At 73.4% G+C, this 12085-nt stretch carries 9 protein-coding genes and 3 pseudogenes; 5 read left to right on the forward strand and 7 right to left on the reverse strand.

Annotated features, from left to right (window positions below):
• The first annotated feature begins 54 nt into the window (after nt 1-54).
• Both AB0E96_RS06460 and AB0E96_RS06465 read left to right on the forward strand, forming a co-directional pair.
• Nucleotides 55-927 (forward strand): MoxR family ATPase, encoded by an 873-nt coding sequence (locus AB0E96_RS06460; RefSeq protein ID WP_359819308.1) that lies wholly within the window; start codon nt 55-57, stop codon nt 925-927.
• On the forward strand, nt 924-2348 hold the full coding sequence (locus AB0E96_RS06465) for a VWA domain-containing protein (protein WP_359819311.1): 1425 nt from the start codon (nt 924-926) through the stop codon (nt 2346-2348). The genes AB0E96_RS06460 and AB0E96_RS06465 overlap by 4 nt, the downstream gene beginning before the upstream one ends.
• A gap of 65 nt (nt 2349-2413) precedes the next feature.
• Here the strand turns inward: AB0E96_RS06465 and AB0E96_RS06470 are convergent, their stop codons facing one another.
• The 3 genes from AB0E96_RS06470 to AB0E96_RS06480 all read right to left on the reverse strand — a co-directional run bounded on the left by AB0E96_RS06470 (nt 2414) and on the right by AB0E96_RS06480 (nt 8075).
• Complete coding sequence (locus AB0E96_RS06470) at nt 2414-3382, reverse strand: alpha/beta hydrolase (RefSeq protein ID WP_359819314.1); 969 nt, start codon at nt 3380-3382, stop codon at nt 2414-2416.
• Between the two features lie 165 nt (nt 3383-3547).
• Nucleotides 3548-7039: a S8 family serine peptidase gene (locus AB0E96_RS06475; protein WP_359819316.1), complete on the reverse strand. Its 3492-nt coding sequence runs from the start codon at nt 7037-7039 to the stop codon at nt 3548-3550.
• Nucleotides 7040-7223: 184 nt separating this feature from the next.
• Nucleotides 7224-8075, reverse strand: a complete 852-nt coding sequence (locus AB0E96_RS06480; protein ID WP_359819319.1) for a siderophore-interacting protein — start codon at nt 8073-8075, stop codon at nt 7224-7226.
• An 81-nt stretch (nt 8076-8156) separates the two neighbouring features.
• On the opposite strand from AB0E96_RS06480, the gene AB0E96_RS06485 reads away from it, so the two are divergent.
• Nucleotides 8157-8972: a TetR/AcrR family transcriptional regulator C-terminal domain-containing protein gene (locus AB0E96_RS06485; RefSeq protein WP_359819322.1), complete on the forward strand. Its 816-nt coding sequence runs from the start codon at nt 8157-8159 to the stop codon at nt 8970-8972.
• Between the two features lie 130 nt (nt 8973-9102).
• Here the strand turns inward: AB0E96_RS06485 and AB0E96_RS06490 are convergent.
• The 3 genes and pseudogenes from AB0E96_RS06490 to AB0E96_RS06500 form a co-directional block, all read right to left on the reverse strand.
• Nucleotides 9103-9213: pseudogene (locus AB0E96_RS06490) on the reverse strand (transposase); the annotation flags it as partial.
• Nucleotides 9214-9318: 105 nt separating this feature from the next.
• Nucleotides 9319-9537: a hypothetical protein gene (locus tag AB0E96_RS06495; RefSeq protein ID WP_359819324.1), complete on the reverse strand. Its 219-nt coding sequence runs from the start codon at nt 9535-9537 to the stop codon at nt 9319-9321.
• Between the two features lie 28 nt (nt 9538-9565).
• Nucleotides 9566-10132, reverse strand: coding sequence for a hypothetical protein (locus tag AB0E96_RS06500; RefSeq protein ID WP_359819327.1), 567 nt, complete (start codon nt 10130-10132; stop codon nt 9566-9568).
• Nucleotides 10133-10694: 562 nt separating this feature from the next.
• Here AB0E96_RS06500 and AB0E96_RS06505 point away from each other — a divergent pair.
• Nucleotides 10695-10865: pseudogene (locus tag AB0E96_RS06505) on the forward strand (IS5/IS1182 family transposase); the annotation flags it as partial.
• A gap of 14 nt (nt 10866-10879) precedes the next feature.
• On the opposite strand, the gene AB0E96_RS06510 reads toward AB0E96_RS06505, so the two are convergent.
• Nucleotides 10880-11077: a hypothetical protein gene (locus tag AB0E96_RS06510; protein ID WP_359819328.1), complete on the reverse strand. Its 198-nt coding sequence runs from the start codon at nt 11075-11077 to the stop codon at nt 10880-10882.
• 311 nt (nt 11078-11388) lie between these two features.
• Here AB0E96_RS06510 and AB0E96_RS06515 point away from each other — a divergent pair.
• Nucleotides 11389-12085 (forward strand): annotated as a pseudogene (locus AB0E96_RS06515) (hypothetical protein); the annotation flags it as partial.

A 12085-nucleotide genomic window follows, 5' to 3' on the forward strand; every position in this document is an offset into this window, starting at 1 on the left:
CCGGCCGGTAGGGTGGCGCCGCACGGAGACGGCGAACCGGAACGGGGCGGGTTGATGAGCGACAACGGCACGGGCTTCTTCACCTCGGTGGCGGACGCCGCCGAACAGCTGGCCGCCACCGGCTACCTGGCCTCCACCGCCGTGGCCACCACCGTCTTCCTCGCCGACCGGCTCGGCAAGCCGCTGCTGGTCGAGGGCCCGGCCGGGGTCGGCAAGACCGAACTCGCCAAGGCCGTGGCCGCGATCGGCGGCGCCCGGCTGGTCCGGCTCCAGTGCTACGAGGGCATCGACGAGTCCCGCGCGCTCTACGAGTGGAACCACGCCAAGCAGCTGCTGCGGATCACCGCCGGCCGCGAGGAGGGCTGGGAGGAGGCCCGCACCGACATCTTCGGCGAGGAGTTCCTGCTCACCCGGCCGCTGCTCACCGCGATCCGCGGCGAGGAACCGACCGTGCTGCTGATCGACGAGATGGACAAGGCCGACGTCGAGGTGGAGGCCCTGCTGCTGGAGGTGCTCAGCGACTTCCAGGTCACCGTCCCCGAGCTGGGCACCATCACCGCGAGCCGGCGCCCCTTCGTCCTGCTCACCTCGAACGCCACCCGCGAGCTCTCCGAGGCGCTGCGCCGCCGCTGCCTCTTCCTCCACCTCGACTACCCCGAGGCCGAGCTGGAGCGCCGGATCGTCCGGCTCAAGGTGCCCGGGCTGGACGACACGCTGGCCGAGTCGCTGGTCCGGGTGGTCAACGCGCTGCGCGCGATGGAGCTGCGCAAGGCCCCGTCCGTCGCCGAGACCATCGACTGGGCCCGCACCCTGCTCGCCCTGGGCGCCGGCACCCTGGACGAGAGGGTCGTGCGGGACACCCTCGGGGTGATCCTCAAGCACCAGGACGACGTCCGCGAGGCCGCCCGGAAGCTCTCCCTCGCGTGACCACGCCCGCCGGCGCCGACACCGCCGCCCGCCTCACCGGCCTGGTCCGCGCCCTGCGCGGGCACGGCCTGCGGATCGGCCCGGCCGAGACGGTGGACGCCGCCTCCGTCCTGGACGTCCTCGGCTTCGCCGACCGCGAGCGGATGCGGGCCGGCCTGGCCGCCGCCCTGCTGCGCTCGGAGGGTCAGCGGACCGTCTTCGACGCCGCCTTCGACCTGTTCTTCCCGCTCGGGGTCGGCACCCCGGAGGCCGTCCGGGCCGACCCGCCGCCCGTCCCCGACGCCCCCGAACCGCCGCGCTTCGGCCGCCCCGACCCGCTGCGCGAGCAGCTGCGCGAGCGCCTCGCCGCCGCCCTCGCCGACGACGACCGCGCCGCCCAGGCCCGGCTGGCCGGCGAGGTGGTGGAGGCCTTCGGCCGGTACGGCGCCGCTGCCACGCCCGGATCCGACGGCTGGTCCGCCCAGCAGGCCCTCGGCCGGCTCTCCCCCGAGACGCTGCTGGCCCGCGTCCTGGCCGCCCTGCGCGAGCGGCAGGACGCCCCCGACCTCTCCGACCGGGTGCTCGCCGACGAGGTCCGCCGCCGCATCCGGGACTTCCGCGCCATGGCGGCCGGCGAGGCCCGCCGCCGGGTCGCCGAGCTGCGCGGCCCCGAGCGGATCGCCGAACGCGCCGTCGCCCCGACCGCCGATCAGGTCGACTTCCTGTACGCCGGCCGCGACCAGCTCGCCGAACTGCGCCGCACCGTCCACCCGTTGGCCCGCAAACTGGCCACCCGGCTGGCCGCCCGACGCCGCCGCGCCGCCCGGGGCGAGATCGACCTGCGCCGTACCCTGCGCCGCTCCCTGGGCACCGGCGGCGTACCGCTGCGCCCCGCGTACCGGCTGCGCCGCCCGGCCCGCCCGGAGCTGGTGCTGCTGTGCGACGTCTCCGGCTCGGTCGCCGGCTTCGCCGACTTCACCATGCTGCTGGTGCAGGCGATGGGCGAGCAGTTCAGCAAGGTCCGGGTGTTCGCCTTCGTCAACCGCACCGCCGAGGTGACCGGCCTGCTCCGGGCCGGCGACGACCCGGCCCGGCTGGCCGCCCGGATCCTCGCCGAGGCCAAGGTGACGGGCTACCACGGCAACAGCGACTACGGCTCCGCGCTCGGCGAGTTCGCCGAGCGGCACCTGGACGCCGTCGGCCCGCGCACCTGCGTGCTGGTCCTCGGCGACGCCAGGAACAACCGGCGCGACCCCAACCTGGAGGCGCTGCGCCGGATCGCCGGCCGGGCCCGGCGGGTGTTCTGGCTCAACCCCGAACAGCCCTCGCTCTGGCCGACCGGAGACTCGGCCGCCCTCGCCTACGCGGGCGTGGTGGAGATGCACTCCTGCCGCAACGCCCGCCGCCTGGGCGAACTGATCGCCCGCCTGCTGCCCGTCTAGGGCTTCGGCGGGCCCGCCCCCGGCGCGCGGCTCGGCGGCGGGGGCGGACCGGAGGGGTACGGCGGCTACTTGTCCAGGTGCGCCAGGAAGTCCAGCAGCGCCGCGTTCACCTCGGCCGGACGCTCCTGCTGCGTCCAGTGCCCGGTGTCCGGCAGCCGGACGTGGCCGTGCAGCCGGGGCACCCGGCTCAGCAGGTGGTCGAGCACCGGGCGCGGGACCATCGCGTTGACGAGGTCCTGCTCCCCCACCACGAACAGCGCGGGCACGTCGACCGTCACCCCGGTGAAGGCGGCCAGCAGTTCGGCGTTGCGGTCGAGGTTGCGGTACCAGTTGAGCCCGCCGGTGAAGGCCTTCCCGCCGTGCGGCGCGTAGTCGGCCTCGAAGGCGTCGAGGTCCGCTTCGGTGAGCCAGTCCGGCAGGCGCTCCGGCTCCGGGATGCCGTCCAGCAGCCCCTTGCCCTCGGGAACGACCCACACCCGCGGCGTGCCGTCCGGAGACTTCCCGCACAGGATGCGGCGCAGGCTGGCCCGGACGTCCGCGGCCAGCTCGGCGTCGGCCCGGCCGGGCTCCTGGAAGTAGACCTGGTAGAAGCCCTCGCCGAAGGCCGCCCGGGCGGCCTCCAGCGGCGGCGGCCCGCCCACCGGCAGCGGCGGCACGCTCAGCCCGGCGACCCCGCGCACCAGGTCCGGCCGCAGCGCCGCGGTGGCCCAGGCCACCGGCGCGCCCCAGTCGTGTCCGATCACGACCGCGCGCTCCTCGCCGAGCGCGCCGATCAGCGCCGTCACGTCGCCGACCAGGTGCAGCAGGGTGTACTGGTCCACCCGTTCGGGCCGCTCGCTGCGGGCGAACCCGCGCTGGTCCGGCGCGACGACCCGGTACCCGGCCTCGGCGAGCGGCGTGAACTGGTGCCGCCAGGAGTACCAGCTCTCCGGGAAGCCGTGCAGCAGCAGGACCAGCGGCCCCTCGCCCTGCTCCGCGTAGTGCAGCCGGACGCCGTTCACCTCGACCTCGCCGTGCTTGATCGCGTCGTTCAACTCGCAACTCCCCATCCGGTGAAGACATTCGTTCACTCCCGACCCTGCCCAGCCGGCCGGCCCCGGAACCCCTTCCCGGCCCGGCCGGTGGACGCGGCCGAGGCCGCCCCGGGAATCCGGGACGGCCTCGGGCGCGTCCTGTGCCTGGAGCGAACCGCTCGTGGGTCAGTTCACCGTGTAGCTGTAGGGGATCGCCGCGAGCACCGAACCGGTGGTGTTCAGGGCGTTGTTGGCGGTGGCCACGCCGGTCGGGCCGGACACCAGGTACAGCACGCCCTTGACGGTGCTGCCCTTCGGGCCGGTCGGGGTCAGCGTCACCTGGAGCGAGCCGGTGGCGCCGGGGGCGACGGTCACCGGGGTGGCGGCCGCAGCCGAGGCGTCCACCGAGGCGGCGTACGGGTCACCGGTGCTGGAGGTCAGTGCCGGATCGAAGGCCTGGGTGTGCGCGGTGGCCGTGATGGTGGAGGTGCCGGTCGGCGCGCCGCCGTTGCCGAACGGGCCGATCTGCTGGACGAAGGTGCCCCAGGTACCGGGGACGACCGGCTGCTCGGCGGTGCCGTTGTCGGTCACGACCGAGACGGTCGAGCCGTCCTGGGCCTTCTTCAGGTCGCCGAAGAGGTCCGGCGAGCCGGTGGTGGCGCTCAGCTCGATCTGCGCCGGCGTCGAGGACGCCGCCACGGCCTTGAGCCGGTCGGTGCCCGGCGGCACCAGGAAGGACGGCACCGCGGAGCTGAGGCTCAGCGGCAGGCTGACGGTCGCCGAGGCGCCCTGCGGCACCAGCGGGAGGTCCGCCCGGCGGTCCAGCCGGCCGTCGGCGGCGATCCGCTGGGTCGCCACCGTGTTGTTGGTGTAGTTCACCTGGACGGTGACCGGCTTGCCGGCCGCCAGCCTGGTGTGCGCGTCGTTCGGCAGACCGGCCGCGGTGGCCTGGTTCTGGTTGAACGCGACGGTGCCGGCGAAGTCCTGGGCGAGCTCCTGGCCGCTGACCGGGCCGAGCACGTTCAGGACGAACCGCCAGCGGCCCGCGGCCGGGTTGACGGCGGTGGCCGAGACGCCGTTGCCGGTGCCGGACAGGTTGCCCTGGGCGTCGAACTGCCCGTTGCCCTCGATGTCGACCGGGGTGCCGTTCGGGCTGATCAGCGCGCCCTGCATGAGCAGCTTCGGGTCCTTGGCGACGGTCACGCCGACCCGCAGGTCCCGCTGGCCCTTGGGGACGTCGAAGGCGTACGAGAAGCTCTGCGTCGGCGAGACGTTGCGGGCGTTGCCGCCGGTGATGGTGCCGGTGAAGGCGCCCTTGCCCTGGCTGACCGGGACGAGGCTGCGCAGCACCACCGGGACGCTGGTGGTGCGGCCGTCGGAGCCCGACACCAGGACGGCCTCGCTGGAGTCGCCGCTGGTGGCCGGGGTGGTGAGCTGGACCTTGAGGGTCTTGGTCTGGCCCGGCGCGAGGTCGGTGGTGCTCGGGCTCACGGCGCCGGCCGGCACCGCGCGCTCGGTGGCGGTGCCCAGCTGGACGGCGCCGCTGTAACCGGCCTTGCCCGCCGGGGTGTAGAGGATCGCGGTCCACTCGCCGGCCACCGGGTGCGGGACGTCCACCAGGCCGAAGTTCGCCGGAGTGGCGCCGCCCTGCGGACGGGTGTTGGTCTCGAAGCGGCCCGAGGGGTCGAGCAGCGTCATCCGAACCACCGGCCCGTTGGCGACCGGGCTGGAGGCGCCCTGCCAGGCGATCGAGGCCGCCAGCCGGTCGGCGCCGGCCGGGACGGTGAACTTGACCTGCTTCTGCACCCAGTCCGCGCCGTTGGTCGCGTACTTGAAGGTGTCCTTGGAGGTCGGGTCGAGCTGGACGGTCTGCTGGTCGCCCGACTGCGGGGCGAACTTACGGGTCGAGGCGCTCACCGTCTGGGTGGTGTCACTGGTGTTGGTGACGGACACGTCCGTGGTGCGGGTCGAGCCGGGAGCCCCGGCGATGTCGACCTGGCCGGTGTCGACCACGACGGTCCTCGCGCCGTCGGTGCCGTCACCGTCGTCGTAGCCGCGGGCGGCCTCGACGGCGGCGCGGACGTTCAGCAGGCCGGCGCCCTGCTCCTCGGCCGGCAGGCCGAGGTCGCCGGCGGTGCCGGTGAGGAACTTCTTCACCAGTGCCGGGGACGGCGAGTCGCCGCCGTGGGTGTCGCGGTAGGCCTGGATGACCAGGGCCGCGGCGCCGGTGACGAACGGGGCCGCCTGGCTGGTGCCGCCGAACGGCTGGATCGGCGAGGGCCGGCCGTTGTAGCCGGTGCAGTCGGTGTACTTGGCGGTGTCGGGGGTGCACAGCGCCCAGTCCGACTCGCCCGGCGCGACCAGGTCGACGGTCCGGCCGGCCTGGGTGAAGCCGCCCGAGGAGAGCGCGGAGATCCGGTTGTCGCTCCAGGTCTTGTTGGAGAACTGGGAGGCCGCGTAACCGGTCTGCTGGTAGTTCTGGTTGTCGGTCGAGGCGCCGACCGCGATCACGGACGGGTCCGTGGCCGGGGTGCCGATGGTGCCGCTGATCCCGGCGTCGCCGGTGGAGACCGCGACGGTGACACCGGCCTTGACGGCCTGCTCGTTGAAGAGCGAGATGGTGTCGTGCGCGCCGCTGTCCGGGGTGACGTTGCCGCCGAAGGACTCGTTCAGCACGTCGACGTGGGCGACCCGCACCGCGTAGTCGATCGACTGCAGGATCGAGGAGTTGGACATCATCTCGCCGCCGGCCTTCAGCGCGACCAGGTCGGCGTCCGGGGCGAGGCCGCGGATGCGGATGTTGCAGCCGGCCGGGAGCGGGTGCGAGGAGTTGACGAACTCGGAGACGTCGTAGACCTGGCGGCCCTGGGCGATGACCGCCGAGGCGTCGCCGAAGGCCTCCGCCGCGCCGGTCGGCGCGTCCCAGCCGTCGCCCGCGAAGTCCTGGTAGTCGACCACGGCGTGGGAGCCGTCGGCCCGGATGAAGTCCGGGTTGTTCGGGTCGAGACCGTCCGCGATGTAGGCGACCTTGACGCCCTTGCCGGTGGCCAGGTCCTCCACGCCGGGCTTGCCGTTGCCGGTCACGGCCCGGGTCGAGTACAGGCCCTCGGGCTCCAGCAGCGGCTTGCCCGGGTCGGAGGGGCAGACCGTGTTGGTCGCGTTCTCCTCCGCCGCCTGGCCGTTGCTGCCCGAAACGGCCTGCGGAGCGGCGTCGGCCTTGGGTGCCTTGGCACCGGCGGCGTCCTGGGCGGCCTTCGCCTTGGCGGCGGCCACCGGGGCGACCTTCACCTGGGCGTCCGCGACCACACTGGCGACGGCCGGGTCGGCCTGGAGCCGGTCGCGCAGCGCGGGGCTGACCGTGGCCGAGAAGGCGTTGCCGACCACGAAGCTCTTGATATCGGTGCCGCCGCCGGCCCTGACCTTGTTCAGCAGCGGCGCCTGGGCGTCGGCGGTCTTCTGCTGCCGGGCGCCGAGGTGGCCGTGGTCGGCCGGGGCGTCAGCGACCTGGTCCTTCAGGATGACGATCACCGGCACCGGCGGCCCGTCCGAGGACGCCGCCCGGGCGTTCTGCGGTTCGGGGGCCGGGGCCGCGCTCGCGATGGTCCCGAGGCTCAGGACCATGGACGCGGCGGTGACCGTGACGGCCGCCGCCAGCTGGGTTTTCCGCCAGCCGATCATATAAATCCTCTCGTCACATGGATAGCTGACGCATTCCAACGCACCTGAGAGGATCACGACAAGGGGGTAAATCCCCATCAGAAAGTAAAGTTGACCATCAATCAGTAAAATTCCGGGAGGAAATCGGGCCGAATCCGTATCTTTCAGCCGATCGGCCCTGGGCGGATCCGGCCGTTCCCCCGGGTCAGTACCCGGCCGACCGCTCCCGGGCGTCCGCCAGGTCCTCGGCGGTGGGCGCGTCGTCCTGGGTCAGCCGGTGCCGCCAGTAGCCGGTGAAGTCGATGCCCGCCTTCGGCACCCCGTGCCGCTCCACCAGGAGCCGGCGCACGGCCCGGACCGCCCCCGCCTCCCCCGCCAGCCAGACGAACGGCTCACCCCCGGGCAGTGCGCGGTCCCGGAACGCCCCGGCCAGCAGGGCGCCCGGGGCCGCGCCGTCGCGGTACAGCCACTCCACCGCCAACACGGCGCGGCTCTCCAGGTCCTGGCGCTCCGTCCGGTCGGCGACCTCGATCCACGCGTACGCCCGCACCCCCTCGGGCAGCGCCCCGACCAGCGTCGCCAGCGCCGGCAGCGCGGTCTCGTCCCCGGCCAGCAGCACCCAGTCGGCGGCCGCCGCGGCCTCGGCGAACGGCACCTTCGGGGCGTACAGCGCGGACGGGCCGACCATCCCGAGCCGGTCCCCCGGCGCGGCCCGCAGCGCCCAGGCGGCCGCCGGACCGGTGTCGCCGTGCAGCACGAAGTCGATCTCCACCAGCCGGGTGCCGGGGCGCCGGCCGCGCAGGGTGAAGCTGCGCATCAGCGGGCGCTCGGCCTCGGGGAGCGCCAGGTAGGCCCGGTACCAGCCCATGGGGTCGTCCTGCCGGGCCGGCAGCCGCGGCTCGCGCTGCCCGGGGCGCGGGAAGCACAGTTTGAGCTGCTGGTCGGGGGTGGTGCCGACGGTGTCGGGCAGCTCCTCGGCGGCGAAGGTGATCCGGGCGGTGCGCGGCGTGATCCGGTGGACCTCGACGACCTCGACGAAGGTGACGGGCATTGTCATCGCGAAACCCCTCCGATTGGTAAGCTTACGGCATAAAGAGTTGCCGTCGGAGCGATACTTTACGCCATAAGGAGATGCCGGATGACCGTCTACGCCGGGCAGGGCGACGCCCACCGCTCACTCGCCCTGCTCTGGGGCGCACCCGAGGAGCCGCGTGCCGGGCGCAGCGGCCCCAAGCCGGGCCTGAGCGTGGAGGCGATCGTGTCCGCCGGAATCGCGGTGGCCGACGCCGAGGGCATGGCCGCGCTGTCGATGCGCGCCGTGGGCGAACGGCTCGGCCGCACCGCGATGGCGCTGTACACCTACGTGCCCGGCAAGGCCGAACTGCTCGACCTGATGCACGACCGGGCGCTCGCCGAACTCGCCATTGAGGCCGCCGGGGCCACCGAGGGCGCTGGGGTCACCGAGGCCGCCGGGGTCGCCGCCCCGGCCGACGGCTGGCGGGAAGCCGTCGCCGCCTGGGCCGACGACCTGTACGCCTGCTACCTGCGCCACCCCTGGGTGCTCCAGGTCTCGCAGGCCCGCCCCGTCCTCGGCCCCGCCGAACTCGCCGCGATGGAGGCCCTGTTGCGCGCCCTGCGACCGGCCGGCCTGGCACCGTCGCGACTGCGCGGGGCGGTCGCCGCGCTCTGGCAGTTCATCCGCGGCCAGGCCGCCACCACCGCCGACGCCCGCGGCGCGGCCGCCGCGACCAGAGTCTCCGACGAGGACTGGTGGGCCACCCGCTCCGCCCGACTCGCCGAACTGGCACCGGACTTCGCGCAGCGCTTCCCCCTGCTCGTCGCCCTGCGGAGCACCGGGGGCGGCGCCCCGCAGGACACCCACCGCGAGGCCTTCCGCACCGGACTCGCCGTCCTGCTCGACGGCATCGCGGCGGGGGCCACCGCGGACGGGTGACTACGCCCCAGTCCCTCGCCTCCTGCACCACCTCCACCAGTCGACCGACGAGGCTCTGCCACGGAGCCTCGTCCTGGTGTTCCACCATCTCGTCCCCTATTGAACTGGCGAGGGCCGGCGGCGGATCGGTGCGTGCGTCGGCGGCGTGCCGGTGAGCGCGCACAATGGTGGAGTCCACCGAGACGTCCCAGTCGATCTCCCCGGCCGCGTCAGCCGTGGCCTGGACCTGCTGCAGCAGCCGCAACCGCTCCCACTCCGCGTCCGACAGATCGCCGCGTTCACCCCGCCCCATACAGCAGGACAACGATCCGACCATGCGACAGTCACATGATGGGCCGGACAGCTCCTAGCTGTGCTGGTCGTCGCCGTCAAGATGGTCTCGAAGCCGAGCCTGGTGCAGTGTCCAGCGCGTCAGCAGGCCCACCGCCGCGCCGATGGCGATGGTCAGGAGAAGGCCGAGACCGCCGGAGAGGCTGCGGGATACGGCCGCTGATGTGGTGGAGGCGAGGGTTACTGCGAGGATCGTGGCGGTTCGATCTCGGTGCTCGCTCGGGTCAGCATCCATCAGGCGGCACTCCTTGCGCGGGAGCCGGTCAGCACTTGAAGAGCCCGGTGGCCACGCCACCCAGTCCACCGGCGAAGCCGCCGACGGCCGCACCGGGAGCACATCCGGTTTCCGCTCCGGCGACGCAACCGGTGACGGCGCCTCCGACCATGCCGGCCTTGCCGGTTTCGCCCACGCAGTCCCAGAAGCCGCGGGACTGGGGGCTGAGCGCGGGGTCGGGGTGGCCCTGGACGGAGCCGGCCGTGAGGTCGACGTGCTGGTGGATCGTGGTGCCGTTCAAGGTCCAGGTTATCGGGTGGCGGGTCCCCGAGGTATCGGTCACGGATGTGGGGGCGTACCGGGCGGTGACGGTGCCTTGGGCGTCGACGAACTGGATGCCGCCCTCCTGGGTGGTGTGGACGGTGGAGCCGGCCGGGAGGGTCAGCTGCCAGAGGGTGTCGCGGTAGAACGTGGTCGTCGCGCCCGGCTCGGCCAGGGCTCCGTCGAATGTCGAGCTCCCGCCGGAGGAACGTTCAGGAGGCTCCGGGGCTGTCGCCGAGCTGGGAACAGTGCTTGTGTCGGCGGCGAAGGCGCTGGGCGCGGCGGGAAAGATCACGGACCCGGCGGCGATGAGTCCGGCGGTAAGGACTCGGGCAGGGCGAGGGATGGTCGGTTTCAACTGAAGTTCCCTGCTGTTGTTGATTGTTGTTGATGGAGATGTTCCCTGGGCGGCCGGTCAATCGGTGAAGTCCCGGCCGACCTGACGGGTATTTGGCGGCTACGTGGTCGTCGCGGACGGAGGAACCCCGCCCGAGTCCCGGGCCGGGAAGGAGCTGGGGGCAGCCCTGCCACCCCGGGCAACCTGGGCAACCTGGGCAACCTGGGCAAATCCCAGCTTTCCGTCGCTCACGGCTTGTTCGGAAGGTTCGAGGGGCCGGATGACCTCAGGGGTGGGATATCCGTCCTGATCGGCCCAGGTCGCCGCGGAAGCCATTGCCTCGCGGGGCTGTTGTCGTCCGCTGAGCTTGGTGTTCGGCACTGCAAGAGGCTTGCATGACCTTCCACGAACAACCGGAACGCTCTCTTCCTCGTGCCGGACGACATGGGAACCCTCGACGTCACCGGTCCCATGACCGTCTTCGACTGGGCCAACCGCCTCTCGGTGCCGCGGTGCACCCCTGCACGCCGACAAAGCCGACGACCACCGCTTCATCCGCTCCTACCTGCGCCGCAGGCAGATCCCGACCCGTATCGCCCGCCGAGGAATCGAGCCCTCCCAGCGTCTCGGCCGCCACCGCTGGATAGTCGAGCGCACCGTGGCCTGGCTGAGCGGATTCCGCCGGCTCTCCAAATGAGATGTCTTCTAACCCCGCCGGGCGGCGGGGAGCGCGAGCAGGACGCCGAGCACCACCAGGGCGGCGTAGCCGGCGATCTCGTGGCCCGTCGGCACCAGGACCCGGACGAAGCCGAACAGCCGGAAGCCCGAGATCCAGGTGGACAGCAGGCCGGAGGCGCCGCCGACGATCAACACGGAACCGAGGTAGCCGAGCAGGGTCTTCATGCGACCGAGCCTAGGAACCCGCCGCCGGCCGGACATCCGACTTTCGGTGCGGGCCGGCGCCACCAAAGTCGTCGGCCGTCCCTCCCGTACCGCACGGCACCGTCCGGGAGAGCTCGGGAAGGCTCCGGAGGGCTCCGGACGGAGCAGCAGGCCCGGCGGCCCGGCGGCGGCGCGGGTACGTTCGCCGTGTGTTCCCCACCTCTGTGCCGCCGAAGTCTTCCGCCGCCGGGACCGCGACCTCCACCGCGGCGTCCACCGCGGTCCGCACCGCCGCCCGCACCGCCGCCCGCGCCTCGGCCTGCGCCGCCCTCCTGGTCACCGTCGCCGCCCCGTCGGCCCTCGCCCAGGACTCCGTCCCCGCCGTCGGCGGGGCGCGGCTCGGCCTGCCGTCCGTCCAGTTCGCGCCGCTGGCCGGGGCGCCCGCGCTGCCGGCCGACCTGACCGGCCGCTCCTGGCTGGTCGCCGACGCGGCCACCGGCGAGGTGCTCGCCGCCCGCGACGCCCACCTGCCGCTGCCGCCGGCCAGCACCCTCAAGATGCTGTTCGCCGACACCGTGCTGCCCAAGTTCGACCGGGCGCTGGAGCACAAGGTCACCACGGCCGAGCTGGCCAGTCTCGGCACCGGCAGCAGCCTGGTCGGCGTCAAGGAGAACCTGCCGTACCGGGTCGAGGACCTCTGGCGGGGCGTCTTCCTCAGCTCCGGCAACGACGCCGTCCACGTCCTCTCCCACATGAACGGCGGCATCCAGCGGACCGTCGCCGAGATGCAGGAGCGCGCCCGGACCCTCCAGGCCCGCGACACCAAGGTCGTCTCCCCCGACGGCTACGACATGGACGGCCAGGTCTCCTCCGCCTACGACCTCACCCTCTTCGCCCGGGCCGGGCTGCGCAACGCCGACTTCCGCTCGTACTGCGCCTGGACGGTGCCGTACGTGGTGCTGGACGGCGACGGCCGCGTGCTGGTCATGGGCGGGACGCTGACCACCCAGCACGTGGTCGGTCCCCCGC

Origin of the sequence: Kitasatospora sp. NPDC036755 (assembly GCF_040636595.1) — a bacterium.
Taxonomy (GTDB): domain Bacteria; phylum Actinomycetota; class Actinomycetes; order Streptomycetales; family Streptomycetaceae; genus Kitasatospora.

Excerpts from the sequence above, each read along its gene's own strand:
- AB0E96_RS06475 (WP_359819316.1), bottom strand. The coding sequence starts at position 7,039 with ATGATCGGCTGGCGGAAAACCCAGCTGGCGGCGGCCGTCACGGTCACC.
- AB0E96_RS06495 (WP_359819324.1), bottom strand. The coding sequence starts at position 9,537 with ATGGATGCTGACCCGAGCGAGCACCGAGATCGAACCGCCACGATCCTC.
- AB0E96_RS06460 (WP_359819308.1), top strand. The coding sequence starts at position 55 with ATGAGCGACAACGGCACGGGCTTCTTCACCTCGGTGGCGGACGCCGCC.
- AB0E96_RS06510 (WP_359819328.1), bottom strand. The coding sequence starts at position 11,077 with ATGAAGACCCTGCTCGGCTACCTCGGTTCCGTGTTGATCGTCGGCGGC.
- AB0E96_RS06480 (WP_359819319.1), bottom strand. The coding sequence starts at position 8,075 with ATGACAATGCCCGTCACCTTCGTCGAGGTCGTCGAGGTCCACCGGATC.
- AB0E96_RS06485 (WP_359819322.1), top strand. The coding sequence starts at position 8,157 with ATGACCGTCTACGCCGGGCAGGGCGACGCCCACCGCTCACTCGCCCTG.